Annotated in this window: 18 protein-coding genes and 1 other annotated feature; of the genes, 7 read left to right on the top strand and 11 right to left on the bottom strand. The window is 54.7% G+C overall.

Annotated elements, in window-relative coordinates; genetic code table 11:
- Window positions 1-335 precede the first annotated feature (335 nt).
- From ACFO3S_RS01035 to ACFO3S_RS01000, 8 genes are all read right to left on the bottom strand, one after another.
- A complete protein-coding gene (locus ACFO3S_RS01035; RefSeq protein WP_378091317.1) occupies window positions 336-1,220 on the bottom strand; it encodes a carbohydrate ABC transporter permease in 885 nt (294 codons plus the stop codon).
- A gap of 14 nt (window positions 1,221-1,234) precedes the next feature.
- Complete coding sequence (locus tag ACFO3S_RS01030; RefSeq protein WP_378091315.1) at window positions 1,235-2,149, bottom strand: ABC transporter permease; 915 nt, start codon at window positions 2,147-2,149, stop codon at window positions 1,235-1,237.
- A gap of 48 nt (window positions 2,150-2,197) precedes the next feature.
- Complete coding sequence (locus tag ACFO3S_RS01025; protein ID WP_378091313.1) at window positions 2,198-3,919, bottom strand: extracellular solute-binding protein; 1,722 nt, start codon at window positions 3,917-3,919, stop codon at window positions 2,198-2,200.
- A 114-nt stretch (window positions 3,920-4,033) separates the two neighbouring features.
- Window positions 4,034-5,695: a response regulator transcription factor gene (locus ACFO3S_RS01020; protein WP_378091311.1), complete on the bottom strand. Its 1,662-nt coding sequence runs from the start codon at window positions 5,693-5,695 to the stop codon at window positions 4,034-4,036.
- Window positions 5,688-7,304, bottom strand: coding sequence for a sensor histidine kinase (locus ACFO3S_RS01015; RefSeq protein WP_378091309.1), 1,617 nt, complete (start codon window positions 7,302-7,304; stop codon window positions 5,688-5,690). Before ACFO3S_RS01015 ends, ACFO3S_RS01020 begins: the two co-directional genes overlap by 8 nt.
- A 291-nt stretch (window positions 7,305-7,595) precedes the next feature.
- Window positions 7,596-8,582, bottom strand: coding sequence for a Gfo/Idh/MocA family protein (locus ACFO3S_RS01010; RefSeq protein WP_378091307.1), 987 nt, complete (start codon window positions 8,580-8,582; stop codon window positions 7,596-7,598).
- A 1-nt stretch (window position 8,583) separates the two neighbouring features.
- Entirely contained in the window at window positions 8,584-9,348 is a 765-nt protein-coding gene (locus tag ACFO3S_RS01005; RefSeq protein ID WP_378091305.1) for a sugar phosphate isomerase/epimerase family protein, read from the bottom strand.
- Window positions 9,349-9,440: 92 nt separating this feature from the next.
- Window positions 9,441-10,232 (bottom strand): phytanoyl-CoA dioxygenase family protein, encoded by a 792-nt coding sequence (locus ACFO3S_RS01000; protein ID WP_378091303.1) that lies wholly within the window; start codon window positions 10,230-10,232, stop codon window positions 9,441-9,443.
- 136 nt (window positions 10,233-10,368) lie between these two features.
- On the opposite strand from ACFO3S_RS01000, the gene ACFO3S_RS00995 reads away from it, so the two are divergent.
- Window positions 10,369-11,316, top strand: coding sequence for an AraC family transcriptional regulator (locus ACFO3S_RS00995; protein ID WP_378091301.1), 948 nt, complete (start codon window positions 10,369-10,371; stop codon window positions 11,314-11,316).
- A 117-nt stretch (window positions 11,317-11,433) separates the two neighbouring features.
- Here ACFO3S_RS00995 and ACFO3S_RS00990 read toward each other — a convergent pair whose 3' ends face one another.
- Complete coding sequence (locus tag ACFO3S_RS00990; protein ID WP_378091299.1) at window positions 11,434-11,637, bottom strand: hypothetical protein; 204 nt, start codon at window positions 11,635-11,637, stop codon at window positions 11,434-11,436.
- 363 nt (window positions 11,638-12,000) lie between these two features.
- Between ACFO3S_RS00990 and ACFO3S_RS00985 the strand changes: the two genes are divergently transcribed.
- Together ACFO3S_RS00985 and ACFO3S_RS00980 are read left to right on the top strand one after the other, a co-directional pair.
- A complete protein-coding gene (locus ACFO3S_RS00985) occupies window positions 12,001-12,612 on the top strand; it encodes a TetR/AcrR family transcriptional regulator (protein ID WP_378091297.1) in 612 nt (203 codons plus the stop codon).
- A 3-nt stretch (window positions 12,613-12,615) separates the two neighbouring features.
- Window positions 12,616-13,077 (top strand): DUF2269 family protein, encoded by a 462-nt coding sequence (locus tag ACFO3S_RS00980; RefSeq protein ID WP_378091295.1) that lies wholly within the window; start codon window positions 12,616-12,618, stop codon window positions 13,075-13,077.
- A 48-nt stretch (window positions 13,078-13,125) separates the two neighbouring features.
- Here the strand turns inward: ACFO3S_RS00980 and ACFO3S_RS00975 are convergent, their stop codons facing one another.
- Window positions 13,126-13,707, bottom strand: a complete 582-nt coding sequence (locus tag ACFO3S_RS00975; protein ID WP_378091293.1) for an NAD(P)H-dependent oxidoreductase — start codon at window positions 13,705-13,707, stop codon at window positions 13,126-13,128.
- Window positions 13,708-13,871: 164 nt separating this feature from the next.
- On the opposite strand from ACFO3S_RS00975, the gene ACFO3S_RS00970 reads away from it, so the two are divergent.
- From ACFO3S_RS00970 to ACFO3S_RS00960, 3 genes are all read left to right on the top strand, one after another.
- A complete protein-coding gene (locus tag ACFO3S_RS00970) occupies window positions 13,872-14,933 on the top strand; it encodes an AraC family transcriptional regulator (RefSeq protein WP_378091291.1) in 1,062 nt (353 codons plus the stop codon).
- A 73-nt stretch (window positions 14,934-15,006) separates the two neighbouring features.
- Window positions 15,007-15,243, top strand: a binding site (T-box leader).
- 94 nt (window positions 15,244-15,337) lie between these two features.
- On the top strand, window positions 15,338-16,870 hold the full coding sequence (locus tag ACFO3S_RS00965; protein ID WP_378091289.1) for a 2-isopropylmalate synthase: 1,533 nt from the start codon (window positions 15,338-15,340) through the stop codon (window positions 16,868-16,870).
- A gap of 30 nt (window positions 16,871-16,900) precedes the next feature.
- The gene (locus tag ACFO3S_RS00960) at window positions 16,901-17,374 is read left to right on the top strand and encodes a YbaK/EbsC family protein (RefSeq protein ID WP_378091287.1); all 474 of its coding nucleotides are present in this window, start codon (window positions 16,901-16,903) and stop codon (window positions 17,372-17,374) included.
- A gap of 148 nt (window positions 17,375-17,522) precedes the next feature.
- On the opposite strand, the gene ACFO3S_RS00955 is transcribed toward ACFO3S_RS00960, so the two are convergent.
- Window positions 17,523-18,782: an anaerobic sulfatase maturase gene (locus ACFO3S_RS00955; protein WP_378091285.1), complete on the bottom strand. Its 1,260-nt coding sequence runs from the start codon at window positions 18,780-18,782 to the stop codon at window positions 17,523-17,525.
- Window positions 18,783-19,013: 231 nt separating this feature from the next.
- On the opposite strand from ACFO3S_RS00955, the gene ACFO3S_RS00950 reads away from it, so the two are divergent.
- Window positions 19,014-19,637, top strand: coding sequence for a DedA family protein (locus tag ACFO3S_RS00950; RefSeq protein WP_378091283.1), 624 nt, complete (start codon window positions 19,014-19,016; stop codon window positions 19,635-19,637).
- The last annotated feature ends 96 nt before the right edge of the window (window positions 19,638-19,733 follow it).

The raw sequence follows: 19,733 nt of genomic DNA, 5'->3' as shown, positions 1-19,733 counted from the left end.
CAAAAATCAAGAACAAGAGCAGGTTATCGAAAAGATAGCCCGCTCTTTTTTTGCACGAAAAAGAGAAAATAGGACTTGACAAGTAAATAAATTTATGTGGAAAAGCCCCTTTCGACGGCCGCATCGGCATAGGATTCTCCTGCTTTCATTGTTCATCTGAAGTCCATTATAACGGCAACGACGACAATCATCGCGCAAAAAATGAGGGAGAGGCCGCAATTTTCGAAACTTCCGCGGAGAAAGCGGGGGTGAAGCCAAGAAAATACGCCGTTCCTCAACCGAGGAGACGGCGATGTTCGTCACGATATATATCCCTTCAGCACGTGCCGCAACCCCTACTCCTTCACGCTGCCGAGTACGATTCCTTTGACGAAATACCTTTGCAGAAACGGATAAACGAGCAATATGGGCAAGGCCCCCATGAAAATTTGCGCCGCCTTGACTGTCCGGTCCGACACCTCGGCCAATAGCTCCAAGTCCGTGGAAGAGGCCAGTGTCATGTCTCTGCTCGCAATAACGGTCTGAAGATAACTTTGCAACGGATAATGGTCCGGCGAGTTCATATAAATCAGACCGTCGAACCAGGAGTTCCAATGGCCGACAGTCGTAAACAGTGCAATGGTGGCGATGGCCGGCAGCGAAAGCGGAAAATAGATTTTCCACAATGTCCGGAAATGACCGGCTCCGTCTATAAAGGCCGCCTCTTCCAGTTCCTTCGGAAGTCCTCTGAAAAAATTGAGAAGCAACACGACGTTGAATACCGGAACGGCGCCCGGTAATACCAAGGCCCATATCGAATCCAACAATCCGGCTTTGTTGACGGTCATATAAGTCGGAATCAGCCCGCCGCTGAACAACATCGTAAAAACAAAATACCATACATAGGCCGTCCTTAACTTGAATCTGCTGGATTCCTTGGAAAGAGGATATGCAATCAGAATCGTGAGCAGCAAGTTCAGTGGCAAACCGATCGCGACGCGTTCCAATGTCACGAGCAATGACTTCATGAAAGCAGGGCGGCTTAGCACGAACTCGTAAGATTTCAAAGTGAACTCCACCGGCCATAACTTCACGTATCCCGAGGTAGCGGCAGCATTCGAACTGAAGGATAACGCCAATACATGCGCAAGCGGCAATATGCAGACGAGCGCCGTCGCGATCAGTGCTGTGTAGTTAACGATAAGAAATAGGCGCCTGCTGAAGGAAAGACGCTCAACCACCCGGTCATCCTCCCTTAAAAAATACGATAATTCGCATATCTATAAGCCAGTAAATACGAAACCGAGATGAGCAATAGTGAAACCACGGATTTGAGCAAGCCGACCGCAGTCGCCACGCTGTATTGCGCGTCGATCAACCCGATACGGTACACGAGCGTATCGATAATATCGCCGCTTTCGTACACTTGGGGACTGTAAAGATTGAATACTTGATCGAAGCCGGCATTGAGCACATTGCCCAGACTAAGGGTCGCCATGAGGACGATTATCGGCATCATGCCCGGGAGGGTAATATGCAATGTCTGCTTCCATCGGCTTGCGCCATCGACGATCGCGGCTTCGTACAAGGCCGGATTAATCGAAGTCAGGGCAGCAAGAAACACGATCGTACTGAAGCCGAACTCCTTCCATACATCCGTTACGACAAGCACGTATGGAAAAACATGATTGTTTCCCAGAAAATAAACCGGCTGAAACCCGACTGCCTTGATGATTTGGTTCACGAAGCCCGTGGAAGGCGACAAAATATCGATCAGCACGCCGCCCAGAATAATCCAGGACAAGAAATGAGGCAAATAAATCAGCGTCTGAATGCTTCTTTTGACGAACTCCTTGCGCACTTCGTTCAGCATGAGGGATACGGTAATCGGGACGAGCAGTCCGGCGACGATCTTCATCATCGCGATGAACACCGTATTCCGCAATACGACCATCGATCCGGGCAAGTCCCATACGAACTTCAAATTATCCAGTCCGACCCATTGCGATACGAACATCCCTTTGGCGGGAATGTAGTGCTGAAACGCCATGACGATGCCAAACATCGGAAAATAGCTGAAGATCAGCACGATGAAGGCTCCCGGCAGAATCATCAGATGTAGCGGGAGATCCGCGAACCGGTGTTTCCCCATCGACCTGCACCTCTCCATGAAGGGGGAGGACCTCCTGCAAGCATCCTCCCCATTCAGATAATCAATTTATTTCGATTGATTCCATTCGTTCACTTCGGTCGTCATCAGACTGCCGCCCAGCTTGTTCCAATCCGCTACAAATTTATCGAAGTTGTCGATCGATTCTCCCATGATGATCTTCGTGAACGTTTCTTCCTCGATCTTGTCGAGCGTCGCTTTTTTCGCCGCCATTGTCGGCGTCGGCGCCCCGAAAAATCCGTTCCTTGCGGTCAGGTCGTTCTCCTCGTAAACATTGACCACCGAGAAGGAGCCCTCCGGTCCGAATACCCGGTCATACGCCCAATTCAGCGTATCCGTATCGCCGTTGCGGTACTTCATGATGCGGTTGTAATAATCCGTTTCCTCAGCGTTCAACTGGGAAGCGTCGCCGGATAGCACCGCTTGGGAAACCTTGAGATGGGCGTCCAGATTTTTTCTGGCTGGCCAGGCCTGGAACGGCGCGTATTTATGCCTTTCCAAACCGCCCGCATTCCAATGCATGGCGTAGATTTCGGGCGTGGTCGATTTTCCCCAGCCTTTCTCGACGAACACATTCAGTGATTTGACTAACGCTTCCGGATGTTCCGTACCCTTCAACACGGCATAATACTGACCGACGGCCAAACTGTGCGGCGTTCGGGCCGGCTTGTCATCGACCGTCGGAAGCGCGAACGCCCTCCATTGCGCGTCGGGATTGTTCTTTCTGCTCGGCTGAAGCGGCCAGATGGAATTCGCCATGCCGCCGAAATGCAGGCCCGCTTTGCCGGATGCGGACAATTCCGCGGCCTTTCCTCCGTCCTTCACCCCGAACTCCTGGTCCAGCAGACCAGCCTTGTACAGTTCCTGCAGCTTGGCCAAGGCCGCTTTCACCTCGGGCTGAACGGAGCCGTAGACCAGATTGCCGCTTCCGTCATCCAGCCATATTCTGGGGTAAGCGTGAAAGCCGTTGAAAAAGCCTTCAAGCGTCGCATAACCGACACCGAATAGTCCGTTCGTCATGGACAGGCCGATCGTATCGGCTTTGCCGTTGCCGTCGGGGTCATCTTTGACGAACGCTTCCATGACCTTGTAAAACTCGTCCATCGTCTTCGGAGCGGTAAGGCCCAGCTTCTCCAGCCAATCCGTTCGGGCCCAGTACATCGAATAGCCGTCTTGCGGAGAGCCGGTGAAAGGCATTGCCATCAGCTTGCCGCCGAAAGTTGCCGACGCCATTACCTCCGGTCCGCCCTGGTTCATGATTTCTTTCAGGAACGGAGAGGCGTGCTTCTCATAGATGTCTGTGAGATCCATGATCAAGTCGGCATCGACAAGCTGCTTTAATTGAACCGCGCTTACGGGAATGATTTGCGGAAGGTCGCCCGATGCGATCGAAACGTTCATTTTTTGATCGTATTGCTCCCCGTTTGCGACCCACGCATTTTTGACCTTGATATTCAATTCGCTCTCTAGCGTCCGGCTCCATACGTTGTTGTCCAGCGACTCCCCACTGTCGAACTTGAACGTATCGTCTTGCTTCCGGACCGTCGTCACTTCGATCGGCTGGTCGTACTTGCCGAAGTACGGATCCTCTTCCGCCTTGCCTTCCCCGGGCTGGCCCGAATCGTTCGCGCTTGCGGAAGATGGCGAGGCTGCCTCAGGCGAAGAGCTTCCTTCGGTTCCCTTGGTACCTCCGCAGGCGGACAGCGCCAGCATGATCGCGAGCATCACACAGATGGCCGCATACGTCCTCGATTGACCTCTCTTTTTCATGGATTAGCCTCCTCGTATGTGAATACGCTTTAATTATCCAGTCCGGGACCGTCCCTCACAACGGGACGATCTTGACGATCGTTGCCCGATTTCTACCATTTATGCATGCAGCATTCAGCCGTCCCGGTTGTTCAACCGAATCGACCGATCCCGATGCTCCTGCGGCGTTTGCCCGGTCAATTTCTTGTACAGCCTGGAGAAATAAGCTGGCGATTGAAAACCGACAGCGCGGGCGATATCGATAATTTTCATCAGCGATCCTTCCAGCAACTCATTGGCCTTGGCGATGCGGCGCTCGTTAATCGCATCGATCAGATTTTTGCCCGTGCGGCTTTTGTAAATCCTGGATAAGTAAGCCGGATTCAAATAGACTTTGCCGGAAAGAAACGCAAGGGACAGGTCCTCGTGCAGGTGATCCTCGATGATTTGGTTCACGACGGCGACGATGCGGCTCCCCGCCTCCAACCGCTCCGACCCTTTGGCATCGTTCCACGCAGCCAACAACTGTCCGACGGCTTCCAAGCCTTTCTGCGGATCGGTCCGATGCTCGCTGTCGAGCAGATCCCACAATCTCTTCAGCAGTGTTTCGTTATCCGTACCGCCCCACGAATTAAGCTGCTGCAGCATTTTGGAAATGAGCGTGAGGTACAATTCCGAATACAAGGCCGCATCGATGTACGAGACGGCAAGAAACTGCCGGATCTCGCAGAGGATCCGGAAACTTCGCTCGGCTTGTTCGGGATCGAACACCCCGTCTTCTTCCAGCAAGTTGCCGAACAGCATCCGGATATGATGCTCGTTCCGCCGCTCTTGATCCTCCTTCGCTTCGTCGTCCTCTCCGTTCAGCACGACCAGCATTTCATGGCCAAGCTTTCGAACCAGCGATCTTTTCAACACTGCATAGCCGGAAGCGATGCGGTACCACGAGACCGGCCCGCTGAGGGTGGAGAACGAGACGGGAAGCTGCAGCAGCTCTTTGGCGATCTGTTGGATGTTCTCCAGCGTGCCGCAAATCAAAGCACCCGGATTTCCCGACGGGAGAGAATCCCAATGACCGTTTGCAGGCTGAAGTACCCAGAAAAAAGAATGGTCCTCAAAGGATGACTTGAGAATGATAAACCCGTTAAAGCACTCCATTCCGATGTTCTCCAAGGCGCCGAGCAGAAGCAATTTGTCCGTCTGTCCATAGGCGGGCTTCCACTCGTCGACCTTTCCCAGGACAAGGACGACAGGCACTTCTAGATCGGGCTTCACGACCAGGTCCTCGAAAATTTCCGGCGTCAGCGATTTGATGGTCCGGTATCCCTCGCAGATCTTGTTCAAATACTCGCTCCGCAAGGCGGGAAGAGCGATTCGGAGCCGCTGTTTCGCAGCTTCGACGAAATTTTTGCCGCTTCTTTCCGCACGGGTGAGCGCAATGGCTTTTTTGACCGATTCGACGATTTCTTCGTCATCCTCGTTTTTCAAAATGTAGTTGACGGCGCCTTCCCTGACCGCTTTCTGAACCAACTCGAACTCGTTGTAGCCGGTCAGGAAAATCACCTTGCAATCCGGCCACCGCTTCATGATTTCGCCTTGAAGCTCGAGCCCGCTGATGCCGGGCATTCGAATGTCGGAGAGGACGACGTCGATTTTGGTTTGGTCGAGCACGCGAATGGCCTCGTCTCCGGAGTAAGCCCTGTAAACTTGGAGGTCCAGCTCTTCTTGCTCCGTGAAGATCGCATGCAAGCCGTCCACGATCATATCTTCATCGTCCACGATCAGCAGCTTATACATGCTCGTTCTCCTCCTTCGGTATGGCGACGGTCACCTGCAACCCCCCAAGTTCGCTCCGCGAAAGCGAAAGTCCGCCTTTATTCTTGCAATGAATGCGGATTCTGCGATGGATATTGATCATTCCGGTGCTTTCCGCCACTGCGTCCGGAGACAACAAACTTCTCCGAAGCTCCGCAAGCAGATTTTCATTCATTTCTTCTCCGTTGTCCTCCACGGTGATCGTCACTTGGCTCTTCTCCTCGACAAAGAGAACTCGGATCAAGCCGCCAGCGCTCTTCTTCTCCAATCCGTGGTTATAGGCATTCTCGATCAATGGCTGCAGCGTAAGCCGCGGGACGAGGATCGCGTCCATCGTCGCCGGAAGCTCCGGAAATTGTAACGCAATGCGTCTGGAGAAGCGGATGTTTTGGATTTCCGCATACGTTCTCGCGAATCGAACCTCAGTATCGAGGGAGATGATGTCATGGCCGTCCCTCGTGATGAACTGATAGTACTCTCCCAAAAGCTTCGTTAACCGCATGACGCTCTCGTAATCTTCCGATTTGGCCATTCGGTACAGGATAAAGAAGCTGTTGTAAAAAAAGTGCGGATTGATCTGCGACTGCAGCTTCCTCAACTCGGCCAATTGCGCGCGATACCTCTGCTCGTACACTTCATGAATCAGTATTTGCAGCCTTTCGATCATCTGATTGAATTGAAAATACAAATAGGAGAATTCATCCTTGAACCGATAGGAACCGATTCGCTGGAATTTGCCCATCTCGGCGCTTCTGAAAGACTGAAGTAGACGGACGAGAGGCCGGTGAATCAAGCTGTAGATCGAATAGGAGAAGATCAGGATGATGAACAAGGAGACAACCAAAAGAAGCCAGTACCACCTTTTATACTTCAAGATGGGTTGAAGCATCCGCTCCTCTGGCGTATAAGTCAGCATAACCGCGCCGATGCTCAGGGCTCTCTGATACGTGACCATATATTTTCGATCCTGGATGGACAAAGTTCCGGCTCCGTTCGTTTGAGCCGCCGCGGTCGTATCGTCCAGCCAAGCCAGTATGCGATCCTGAAAATGCGAATCCTGCCGGTCCGACAAAATCCAGGACCGGGCCGAATCCGCCAACACCGTACCTCCTTCTTCATGAGAAACGAAACGATTCAGATCGTTTAACAATTCCTTCGTATGGATTTCAACATGAACGACGAAGGAAGGTCTCCCCAGGTCGCCGAGGAAAGCCCGCTCCGGAAAGGGGAAACTGATGAACATCCGGTCGTTCCAAAGTCGGATCGGCGTGTCCAGCCGTTCTTTCGACATCGGGGAATGGAAAAACTCGTCGGTCGGGAAAGGAACCGTAGAGCTGGCAGTGGCAAGGGTGCTCCCTATGTCGCTAACATAAACGGCAATGTCCTTTACGTAACGATTGGAGCTCTTCAACATTTCCAGCCGTTTGACGAGCCTGCGGGTCGACTGCATTCGCTCGATATTGTTCATCGCCGAATACGCCACGCTTAGTTTGGACAAGTCGTCATCGTACATCAGCTCGAATTCCTGCTTGATGATGCGGTTGAATTCGGAGTCGATCGTATTCATGTAATAGTTGACTTTCGAAAACATGGATTTCGAGATCTCTGACTTGAGCGTCTCGGATCCCGACTCGTTCATCGATAAACTCAAGATGTATAAAGGCGCGAGAACGAGAAGAAACGTGAGAATCAGTTTCTGTAGGATCGTCAAATGGGATATCAAACGGAACATCGATCTACCTTCTTTCCTTGCTCATTCACCCCTATTCTACTCTTTGATAAAGGCAAAATTCAGGGTTGATTCGGACAACAAGCAAGGCTAAACCGACATAAGATGACTCCTGATGCATGCAGGAGCCATCTTTTGATGAATGGATGGATTTCAGCCTTCGGCATGACGAGGCGCAGGGATGATATAACGTTTTTCCCGATGGGATCGGGAAATCGCTTGCTCCAGCATCATGGTTTGCAAACCGTCTTCTCCGGTCGCACTCACGGTTGGATTGCCTTTTAGGGTGTCCACCCAGCTGGCGACGGATCGGTAAAAGGTATCGTCAAGCGTTAAGGGCTCCGGAACGATGCGATCGATTCGTTCCTCGTGCTGGATCGTCACTTCTCCGTTAACGGAAGCGATGTTCATGCGGCATACCTGGAGAATACCATGGGTACCGACAATATCGATTTCCATCAACGGATAGCGGAAGGACCGGTGGCAAGCGGTTAGCGTAAGCAGCATCCTACCGAAGCGAATGACCGTCGTTTCATTGTAGGACGGAATATAGAGCAATTCATGCGCGCGATCCCACGGGTAATTCCGTTCCGCGTCGATTTCGGTCAACGTGGAGATCAACTCGTCCGGATCGCCGAACAGAAACCGGATCAGATCGAGTGCATGGTGATGGCAGTAAGCGTGAACCTGAAACGATGCCGTTTTGACATCCCCGATAGCGCCTGCATCCAGCTGTTGTTTCAAAATTTGAATACTGTCGATGAAACGGTAATTATAATCGACACCCAACTGTTTGCCTGATCGCATGGCCGCCTCCGCCATGCGGGTCCCTGCTTGCAAGCTGTGCGCCATTATTTTTTCGCTTAACACATGGCAGCCGTTCTCCAGAGCGAAGATCGCGGGCAGGTCATGGTCATACTCGCGCGTGCATACGGACACGAGATCCGGCTTTTCCGTTAAGATCAACTCTTCGAAGGAAGCGTAGGCCACTCCGCCCACTTTGGCAGTGAGTGCTTGCGCTTTGGACAAATCAATGTCCGCAGCGCCGACAAATTGAACGTCGGGGAGTTTGGAATAACCGACGGCGTGGTTGGTACCCGCTCCGCCGCAACCGATGACAACAGCTTTGAATGCGCTCATTTTATTCATCTCCCCAAATCGCCTCAATGGCTTTTTTGCAGTTCACCGTTGCCTCCTCTACGGCAAAAGCTACATCCGGCAAATCAATGTACTCAACGGCAATAAATCCGTTGTAGCTGGCAGCGCGCAACTCATCCGCCCAGCGCTTCAATTCGAGCAGACCCTCGCCGAATGGCATTTGGATGCGGTCCCAAGTTCGTCCGCAATCCCTTATATGCACATGCTTGACGAATGGGAGCAGCGGACGGATCCGGTCTTCACTCCCGTTGCAATAATAATGCGATACGTCCAGGGTGAGGCCGAGACCGGGTACATGCTGCGCCAGCCGTAGCGCATTCTCTGGCTTTTCCGTCATGGAGAACATATGGGTTTCAATGGTGGCCTGTGCGCCTGTGGCCGCGCAAATACGGACAAGCTCGCGCAGTTGCTCCACTTCTCCCGCGAAGTCGGTTTCCGGGGAGCGCGGATTGGTCGTAATGATCTTTATGGACAAATCATTTGCCAATGCGGCCAGCATTTGCATTTCCTCCGTTGTCCGTTCCGTTAGCCCGGCATTCAGCCCGACGGCTGTTAAATGATGCTGCTCCAGCAAGTGTTGGACACGGGCAAGTTCTCGTTCATAGCGATTCATCAGATTTTCCGGTTTCAAATCGCACCAGGGCTGCACCCCAAGCTCGACCAGACGAAAACCCATCCGGTTGACTTGTGCAAGCGCTTCTTCCAATGTGCCTTGCGAGCGTATGAGTGTTGAGCCGACAGCTTCCATCGAATACTCGACCTCCTCGATCTGTTGATTTGCTCCCGATCGTACAAGCGCTTTTACAATGGGTTGGATTCGCGGTAACGCATGCTGCCTCCTTAAGCCAGTTTCGGGAACATGCCACCCCGGAGCACGTCGCCTTTCTCGAATCCCTGTCCGTCGGTACATACATGGTTCGAACCGCTATAGGTCGTGCCGTCCGCCATGTAGATGATCGCAAGCGCCCGGCGTGGCCGGTCGGTCGTGTTGGCATGCGCGTAATGGAAGGTCAATCCGTCGTGGAACGTGCAACTGCCAGCTTTCAAGCGGACGATCGCCGCCATATTGCGATCCACCCCAGACGCGCCTTCGTCGCTGAATATATCCTCGGGATTGACCAAGTCGATCGTCTTAAGATTTTTCACCCTTTGCGATTTCGGAACGAACATCATGCAGCCGTTGTTTTCGTCCACATCGTCCAGCGCGATCCAAATCGACATAGCGCCGGTCTCGTTCATCGGCCAGTAAGGCCAGTCTTGATGCCAGGGCGTCGGCTTGGAATCCCTCGGCATTTTGAACAGGGCATGGTCATGGAAGAGACGGACGCCGGAAAAGCCCGTCAGCTGCTTCGCCGCATCCGCGAACCGCTTAGACAGAACGAACCGGGCCATCCCGCCGTGGTCTCGCCACGTGTTGACCCGCTGGTTCAGCACCTTATAATAGAGATCGCCGACGCCGGAGGTTTGGACCCCGCGGCCTCCTTGGACGCCCATCGCCTCCTCTAGGTTTTCGCGCAGTTCTTCCAGCTCTTCCGTAGTCAGCATGTTTTCCACTTGGACAAAACCGTTTTCCCTGTAGTAGCTTACCTGCTCATCCGTGAGTTTGATCGTATTGTCTAACACGACAGTCACCCTTTCCATCATCGTTTTCACTATTACTGTAAGGGATCGCCTTCTGTTCAGACTTGGCGGATCGACTAAAAAAAACAGGCGATCCGCCAAGTCGTCGATGGGACTCTGCGCTATACTGTTCCTAGGAGGGTTCGTTATGAACATTCATTCAGGCGCACATTATTTCAAGAATGAAGGATTTCCGTTCCATATCGACAGATACGCCATACAGCCGAACGAGTATATTCCATCCCACACGCACGATTTCATCGAGCTGGTGTTTGTCGTTTCCGGCAACGCGGAGCACGAGATGGCAGGCAATCGCTATACGTTGCAGAAAGGCGACGTGTTCGTGATTGAACCGAACATTTTTCACAGCTATAACGGGGCAAGCGAGGAGACCATCGTCTACAACGTCCTGTTTGACCCTGATTTCCTGCGAAGAGAGCTCGATTCCCTCCTCCTATTGCCCGCCTTCGTCCAGTTCTTTTATTTGCTCCCCTTCCTGCGACGAAGCGCCTCATTTGTTCCGTACCAGCCGCTGCAGGATGAGCAGTGCCAGGTTATCCTTCACCATCTGGATACGATCTACCGCGAATATGCCGAGCAACGAGAGGGCTGGCGGCTGCTGGTAAAAACCCGATGGATCGAGTGCCTCGTCTGGCTCAGCCGCTATCTGAACGAAAAGCCCGGCATCCTTCCGCTTCCAATGGTCGGCGACCGCAATTGGATCGAGTCCGTTTGCTATTTCATCGAGCGGGAGTTCCGTCAACCGCTGACGCTTGAGCAGGTCAGCCGGCTTTGCGGGATGAGCGTTTCCTCTTTCACGGCTAAATTCCGCGTAGCGACGGGAAGCAGCTTCGTGGATTACTTACACAAGACACGAATCCGACATACCTGCTGGCTGCTCGCGGAAACGGACCGCAAAGTTACGGATATCGCCTATGAGGCGGGTTTCGGGGATATCAGCTTCTTCCATAAGGTGTTTCGCAAACACCGCGGTCTGACGCCCAAGGAATATAGACGGCAGGCTTCCGATCGCGCAACGCTGCTGGCGGAGCAAACAAATACGCCGTCCCTCCGTGAAGGAGACGGCGATATTTGATGCGATATTTTTTATCCCTTTAGCCTTACCGTTTGGTCAGCCCCGCGAAAGCTTCAAATCCCGAGTTGGGCCCCCGAAGGGGCGCCTAAACCGGCGATGCCGGAGCATGCGGAGCCACTACTCCTTAACCGCGCCGATGACGATTTGCGAGGCGCGGATCGTGCGCTGGGACATGTTGGCGATCATATCGGGATCGAAGCTGGTCATGTTGCCCTGCACGATGACGGTTTGCATGAAGCTGGCGAGCGGCAGATTTTCGGCTCCCTTCATATAGATCAGGCCGTCGAAGTAGGCGTTCCAGTGGCCGACCATCGTGAACAAGGCAATCGTCGCGATCGAGGGCAGCGAGATCGGCGACGTTCAACATAATCATCTACGGCAAGCTTCCGGTAGACGCGTTTGACGACTTCGTCGCCAGTTGGAAAGCGAACGGCGGCGATCAGGTGACGCTGGAAGTCAACGATTGGTTCAAATCCGTATCGCAGCAGTAAACCTGCAGCTCTGTCGAGAAGCCCATCTTCGCTCCGGAAGGACGCGGGATGGGCTTTTTCGGCAGTCAGGCGACGGGGTCTATGTTGGAAATCCGGCTGATCGGTTCGAATCATGGGGTCCTTCATCAGATCTCCCTATTTACAAACCGACGGTCTGTTTGTAAAATAAAAACAAAGAGAGGGGAAGATGCCCGTGAAGCAAGTGGAACGCAAGCAGATGACGATCGGCCGGCTGCTCGACGCGACGAAGGAGCTCATTCGGGAAAAAGGCTGCGCCGCCATTACGATGAACGACATCATGGACCGGTCGAAGCTGTCCAAGGGAGCGATTTTTCACCATGTTAGAAGCAAGGACGAGATTTTCGCCTGGGTGCTGCACGAACGGCTGGAGGAGACCGACAAGCGGTTTACGGCGGAGACGGAGCGCGAAGCGAAGACGTTCGAAGGACCGCTGAGCAAGATCGCCGAAGACTTCGCCGCGCTGGAGGACGGACAGGACGTGACGAACAAGGTGCTCGCTTACTTGCTGGGCAAGGACGAGGACCCCGCCGTCGGGGAAGCGCTGGGACGCTATTACGAGCAGACCGCGCGGTTTTCCAGGCAATGGATCGAATCCGGACAGCGGCACGGCGTCATTCCGGACACCGTGGACGCGGGGAAAATGGGCGATTTATTCGTGCTGATCTCGCTCGGATTGCGCGTGCGCTCGTCCATTCCCGGCGTATCCGCCGACTTCGCCGCTTCGGATTTTACCGGGCTCATTCGCAGTCTGCTTCAGTCTCATACACTTAAAGGGAGAGGGTAACCGATGAATTTGTGGCTAACGCTTCACATTGTCGGCGTCGTTCTGTTCGTCGGCAACATCGTCACGGCCGCTTTCTGGAAAGTACGGGCCGATCTCGGAGGGAATCCGGTCGTCGTCCATGATGCCGCGAAGAGCGTCATGCTGGCTGACTTCGTCTTTACGCTGCCCGGCATCGTCCTCGTTACGGCGTCCGGCGTCGCCATGGCGCACAAGGCCGGCATGCCGATGGACGAGAGCAATTGGCTGACGGTTTCGCTCGCCGTCTTCGGAGCGACAGGCCTCATCTGGGGAGCGGTGCTGATTCCGCTGCAGCGGGCGATGATCCGTCACAGCGCTGCATCGGTCGCCGGAGGAAGCTTAACCGCGGAGTACCGGCGAGCGTCGCGGCTGTGGGCCGTCTTCGGCGCAGCCGCGACCTTGCTGCCGATCGCCGTTCTCGCGCTTATGATCGCCAAGCCGTTCTAGGGGGTGTATTCGGCCATATCTGCTTTCCTCGGAGTATGCATACACGCCCTAGGCTTGGGCTGCGCCGAGTTTTCTCGCCTGCTCCAGCCATTTGGCCCGCTGCGCGTCCGTGGAGCCTTTGAGCGGGGTAATCTCGGTAACGCGAACCGGCTGGATGCCGCAAAACTGCAGGATGTTGCGCTTCATGACGCTGTGGCCGGCCCGCCTGTAGATCAAGCGATTGTACCAGGGCGGCGTGTCCATCGTGACGATGAGGCGCGCCGTTTTGCCCGTGAGCAGCTTATCCCATAGCGGGGAATTTTCCCTGTACTTGAAGGCGAAGCCGGGAAGGAACACGCGGTCGAAGAAGCCTTTCAAGACGGCCGGCATCGCGCCCCACCAGGTCGGATAGACGAACACGAGGTGATCGGCCCAGCGGATCGCTTCCTGGGCTTCGACGAGCTCGGGCTCCAGCTCGGTTCTTCGGCGATAGCCGTGCCTCAGATTCTGATCGAACGAAATTCGGCTGAGATCGATCAGCCGCACGCTGGCACGGGAGCCGGAAGCGCCTTCCGCATAGGCTTGGGACAGGGCGGAACAGAAGCTTTCGGGATTCGGGTGGCCGGTAATGACGAGAATTTTTTTGCTCATAGCGAGACCTCCGTATCGGGAAGGGAACCTTCGCAGGATTCTTTTTCCCTGTATTTGTGTTAGGATAGCGGGTAAGAACTGTATTCAGCATACGACGAACCGCGCGAGTCGCCTATGATGCGACGCGCAGGAAATCTGCTGAATCGCGCAAGGGAGGTCGGCGCGTGAACGATCAGGGAATGGCCGTGACGATGGTGTATCCGATTATGAAGACGCTCGTCCGCAAAGGCTTCGATACAGAGCGGTTTTGCGAGTCCGCCGCTTTCGACGGGGCGCTGCTGCGGGACCCGGAAGCGAGAATTTCCGCTCGGGAGCTGGAACGGCTGATGAACGCCGCAGCAGCGTACACGGACGACGATTATTTCGGCCTGAACCAGGGGCAGATGACCGACGTGTCCGATATGGGCATTCTCGGGTACGTGATGATGCACTCGGAGACGATCGCGGATGCGCTGGACGCTTATCGGAGATTTAACGTTATTTTGTGCAGCGGCTTTAATCTCGCTTGGGAGAAAGAAGGGCGGGACGCTGTGATTCGCTTGTACCCCCTGAATCCGGCGACGCGGATGTCCCGGCACTGTATGGAGGACATGGCGAGCTCGGTTTACCAGCTTATATGCAAATTCGCTAACCGATCGGTTCCGCTGCATGAGCTTCAATTTTCCCATGATGCGCCTTCGCACGACGCATCGTATGACGTCGCTCTCTATGTGTCCGTCTTCGGAATCGAGCCGCGCTTCGGCGGCGCGGAAACGTTTTTCCGAATGGACAGGGAGGTGCTGAACGCTCCGATCTTATACTCCGACGCTCGCTTGAGGTCGTCGTTCGAGGCGATCGCCGTCGAGACGATGGAGAGGCTGATGCGAGGCAAGACATTGTCGGACGGCGTCTTCCAATGGCTGATGCAGCGACTGCCCGTCGCCTTCCCTACATTACGGCAGACCGCCCTGCATTTCGGGATGAGCACGAGAACGCTGCAAGCGAAGCTCAAGGAGGAGAACGCCTCCTTCAACGGGCTGTGCGCGAGCGTACGGATGGAGCTGGCCAAGGGGTACTTGAGCCGTTCGGAGCATTCGGTATCGGAGATCGCCTATCTGCTGCATTATTCGGAGCCGAGCGCGTTTCAGAACGCCTTCAAGAAGTGGGCGGGAGTGACGCCCGCGCAGTTTCGTACCGGAGCGAATTCCGGAAGAAGGCGCGAGAAGCCGGCGAAGAAAGAGGCTTAGTTTAAAAATTCGGCAGAATAACGGTGTTGACATCTCCGTTCCGACATCCTATAATAGCCATTAACTTCATTACTCAAATGTTGCGATTAGAAATAGTAAGAATGACATGACCTTTCAGAGAGCCGTTGGCGGGTGCGAAACGGCAGCGTCGTCCATTCCGAACTCGTCTATGAACAGCTTGCCCGACAATGTAAGGCAGGACGGAATTCCACCGTTACAGGGATAGATGGTGATGGCCATCGAAGAAGATTGTTTTCCGCTTGCGGAAAACGAATTAGAGTGGTACCGCGAGTTCAACCTCGTCTCTATAGCAGAGACGGGGTTTTTTTGTTGGCCGGATTCCGGGTCCGTCCAGCCTCGCTTCACATAGATCGCGAAACACCAACCTACGGGAGGAAACGAACATGAGCAGAAAAATTATCGTACTGGACACCACTTTGCGCGACGGAGAACAAGTGCCGGGAGCCAAATTGAACGTATATCAGAAACTGGAAATCGCCAAGCAGCTCAAGCGTCTGAACGTCGACATCATCGAGGCCGGATTTCCGGCCTCGTCCGAGGGGGACTTCCGCGCCGTGCAGGAAATCGTGCGCAGCGTAGGCGATACCGTATCGATTACGGCGCTGGCCCGAGCCGTCAAGAAGGATATCGACGCCGTCTACGAGAGCATCAAGCTGGCGCAAAATCCGCTGATCCATATCGTACTCGGCACGTCGAACATTCACGTGGAGAAGAAGTTCAACCGCTCGAAGGACGCGGTGCTGCAGATGGGCGTTGATGCGGTGAAATACGCGAAGACGCTGCTGCCGAACGTTCAGTATTCGACGGAGGACGCGTCGCGCTCCGACTTCGAGTATTTGTGGTCGACGATCGAGGCGGTCGTCAAGGCGGGAGCGACAATGATCAACGTTCCCGACACGGTCGGATTCGCGGTTCCCGAAGAGTACGGAGAGCTGATCCGCAAGCTTAACGAGCGGCTCAAAAACTTGGACGACCGCGTCGTTCTGAGCGTCCATTGCCATAACGACATGGGGATGGCGACGGCCAACACGCTGAGCGCGGTCCGGAACGGCGCCGATAAGGTGGAGGTGACGATCAACGGTCTGGGCGAACGGGCGGGCAACACGTCCCTGGAGGAAGTCGTCATGGCGCTTAAAGTCCGGGAAAGCTTCTACGGCGGCTATACGGACATCCGGACGAAGGAGCTGCTCAAATCCTCCCGCCTGGTCAGCCATCTGACGGGGTTGGACGTGCAGGTCAACAAGGCGATCACCGGGGAGAACGCCTTCGCGCATTCCTCCGGCATTCACCAGGACGGCTTGCTGAAGGATAAGAACGTCTACGAGATTATGTCTCCCGAGGATGTGGGCGCAGAGAAGATGGAGATGATTCTGACCGCGCGGTCCGGTCGACATGCGTTCAGAAACGCGGTGGAGAAAATGGGCTTCGATCCGGGAGAAGGAGAAGCGTTCGAGGCGCTGTTCGCGAAGTTTCTGGCGCTGGCCGACGCGAAGAAGGAAGTGTACGATCACGACGTCTTTTATTTGGCGGCGGATCACAACGAAGCCGGCGACGGGGAGAAGCAGCTGTACGCGCTCGACTCGTTCCAGGTCGTCAGCAACGACATGTTCCCGACCGCCTCGGTTCAATTGAAGAAAGGTACGGAGATCGTCAAGGGAAGCGCAGTCGGCGACGGTCCGATCGACGCGCTGTATGGCGTCATCAAGACGCTGGTCGGCTTGGACGTCGAGCTGAAGGATTACAGGATCAGCAGCCTGTCCAGAGGCAAGGAGGCGATCGGCCGGGTGAACCTGCGCCTCTCATTCGACGGCAAGACGTATACGGGACGCGCGATGGATACCGATATCGTGAAGGCGAGCGCGAACGCGTTCCTGAACGGCATCAACGCGATTTTGCTGGACAACGCCAAGGAATAGAACCTTTGCCGCAAGAACGGAGGAACGGGCATGCCATTAAAAGAAAGCGCGCAGCGCATTCAGGAGCTGTTGTCGGAGTCGGGCTACGAAAACCGGGTGGTGGAGCTGCCGGACAGCACGCGCACGGCCCAGGAGGCGGCGAACGCGATCGGATGCGAGATAGCTCAGATCGCCAAGTCGATTGTCTTCCGACGGAAGCGAGCCGATGCCCCCTTGCTTGTCGTCGCCAGCGGCGTCAACCGCGTCGACGAGAAGAAAATCGCGGCGGAGATCGGCGACAAGCTGGAGAAGGCGGATGCCGATTTCGTACGCGAACGGACCGGCTTCGTCATCGGCGGAGTCGCCCCGATCGGGCATGCGGAGCCGATCATGACGGTTATCGACGAGGATTTGCTGCAGTTCGAGACGCTGTGGGCGGCGGCGGGACATCCGAAGGCGGTGTTCCAACTGACGCCTGAACAGCTCGTCCAGATGACGGAAGGACGGGTATCGGCGGTCAAGTGACCCCGCGGTCGACCGCTTCGCTGGAACATCAGCTTAAGACGCCCCCCGACGGGGTGGGCGTCTTTTCTATCGGGCCGAGAGGACGCCCTCTAAGCGGGGCAGGAGCTAAGGGGGCGGACGAATCGGCGATTTTTCAGACATTCCCAGATCATCGCCCCGCGAGCTCCAAGCAGCAATGCTTGTACTTTCTTCCGCTGCCGCAAGCGCACAGATCGTTTCTTCCCGGCAGCTTTCCTTTGTAATAAACATTGAGGCCCTGCGCAAACCAATTGCGGCGAACCTTTTCCGAAAGCGCAACCATCCGCTCATGCGCATAAGCGTATATTTTCTGGTAACTGAGACAGAAATAATCCGGGTCCGATTCGCGCAAGTCGTCACTCCATCTGCGGTTGCGCGGACAGCCTCCGTAACACAGCTCAAGCCAGGGACACGTCTTGCACTGTTCGGACAGCCGCAGCTTCATGTTCGAGAATTGCTCGTGCAAGGGATGATTCAGAATATCGGGAAGGGCATCCGTGACGACGTTGCCGATTTTCCAGTCGGGGTGAATGTAAAAGTCGCATGGAAAAGCATCGCCGTTTTGTTCCAAAATAAGCGTGCTCGAACAGGTTTTCCGGTGAACGCACAGTTCGGCTTCGCGGCGGGCGTAGACGCTGAGCATGTTGTCGAAGAAACGCTCGGACAGGACAGGATGTCCGTTATTGTACCAGCAGTCGAACGCCTCGCACAGAAAGTCGCCGTATTGCTCCGGCGTGATTTCGTACAAGCCGGGCTGGTCGATCCGCTTCGAGTGAAATCGCATGCACGGGATGAATTGAACGAAGCCGAATTTTGCCTGCTCATAAAACCGGTACAGCTCTTCCGCTTTACCGACATTGTCTTTATGGATGACGGTAAGAATGTTGAAGTCCACGTCATGACGACGCAGGTGAGAGATCCCCTTCATGACTCTGTCGAAGCTTCCTTGACCTCGGGCATCCGCCCGGCGGCGGTCGTGAATTTCTTTGGGACCGTCCAGACTGACGCCGACCAGAAAACGATATCGTTTGAGAAAGGCGGCCCACCGGTCATGAAGCAGTGTCCCGTTCGTTTGCAGGGCATTGCTGATGACGGTATTCGGCAAGGCGTATTTCGCTTGGAGCGCGACGACTTCCTCGAAAAAATCAAGACCCGCCAAGAGCGGCTCTCCTCCTTGCCAGGCAAAGGAAGCGACTCCTTGCGATAACGCCATATATTCCTTGATAAATTTCTCGAGCAGCGAGGAGTCGATTCTGTTGATTTTGTTTCCGGGTTTCCCCCTGCAGGTGCTGTAATAGCAATAGCTGCAGGCGAGGTTGCAATCCTCCGAAACCGTTTTCCACATGACGCCGATAGGGCCGGATGTTTTCGACTCGCGAACAGGCTTCATGTTGTCCCCCTCCTTTTCCCGTTTCGATTGATTGTATCTTGTTCTTCCGCTTCTTGGTTATGACAAAGATCACTGCGGAACGAGAGAGAAACGCGTTTCACCGCTTCGCCGAATTCTCGCAGACGCTTGTCGGCAGGCTTAAGTCGTCCCCGACTCGGGTTGGGCGTCTTTTCTTTCAAAGTCAGGTATAATAAGGAGGCTGGAATATAGAGAAGAGGACGAGAGAAGACCATGAGCTTTAATATTGAAAGATTGTTCGATCAGTACGGCTACGAGGTTCTGTTCCTGGGGCTGCTGCTGGAATTCATTGCGCTGCCTTTCCCCGGGGAGACGACGATGCTCTACGCCGGCTATTTGTCGTACGCAGGCATTCTGAACGGCTGGAAGGCGTTCGCTTGGGCTTTCGCCGGTACGACGATCGGCATGACGATTACCTATTTCGTCGGGCTTAAAGCCGGAATGCCGTTTCTCCTGAAGTTCGGAAAGTGGCTGCTGATCACTCCGTCCAAGCTTGAAAAAACGCAGAAGTGGTACCGCAAATACGGGAACGCGCTCGTCTTTATCGGATATTTTATCCCCGGCGTGAGGCACCTGACCGGTTACTTCGCCGGGATCATCGGTTCGCCGTTCCGGACGTTCGCGGCCTACGCTTACGGCGGCGCGCTCTTCTGGTGCGCCTTGTTCGTCAGTCTCGGACACGTCTTCGGCCCGCAATGGGAGCGGGTGCTGCACGCGATCGAGCATCATTCGTGGAAGCTTGCGATCGCGGCAGCGGTCGTCGCGCTTGCCGTCTGGGGCGTCAGATGGGCCGTTCTGAGCGCACGGAAGAAGAGGCAGCCCGCCCGTTCTGAGTAGGGCGTCCGCTTCTCGGATGTCCCTCTTATTTTCCATATTCAGTCCGCGGAATTCGTGATATAATTCCCTTCATGTTTCAGCGAACGGATTGGAGCG

It is taken from the genome of Cohnella hongkongensis, from assembly GCF_042654645.1.
GTDB lineage: Bacteria > Bacillota > Bacilli > Paenibacillales > Paenibacillaceae > Cohnella > Cohnella hongkongensis.
The sequence above is the reverse complement of the archived record's forward strand: the minus strand, read 5'-3'. Positions and strand labels throughout refer to the sequence as shown.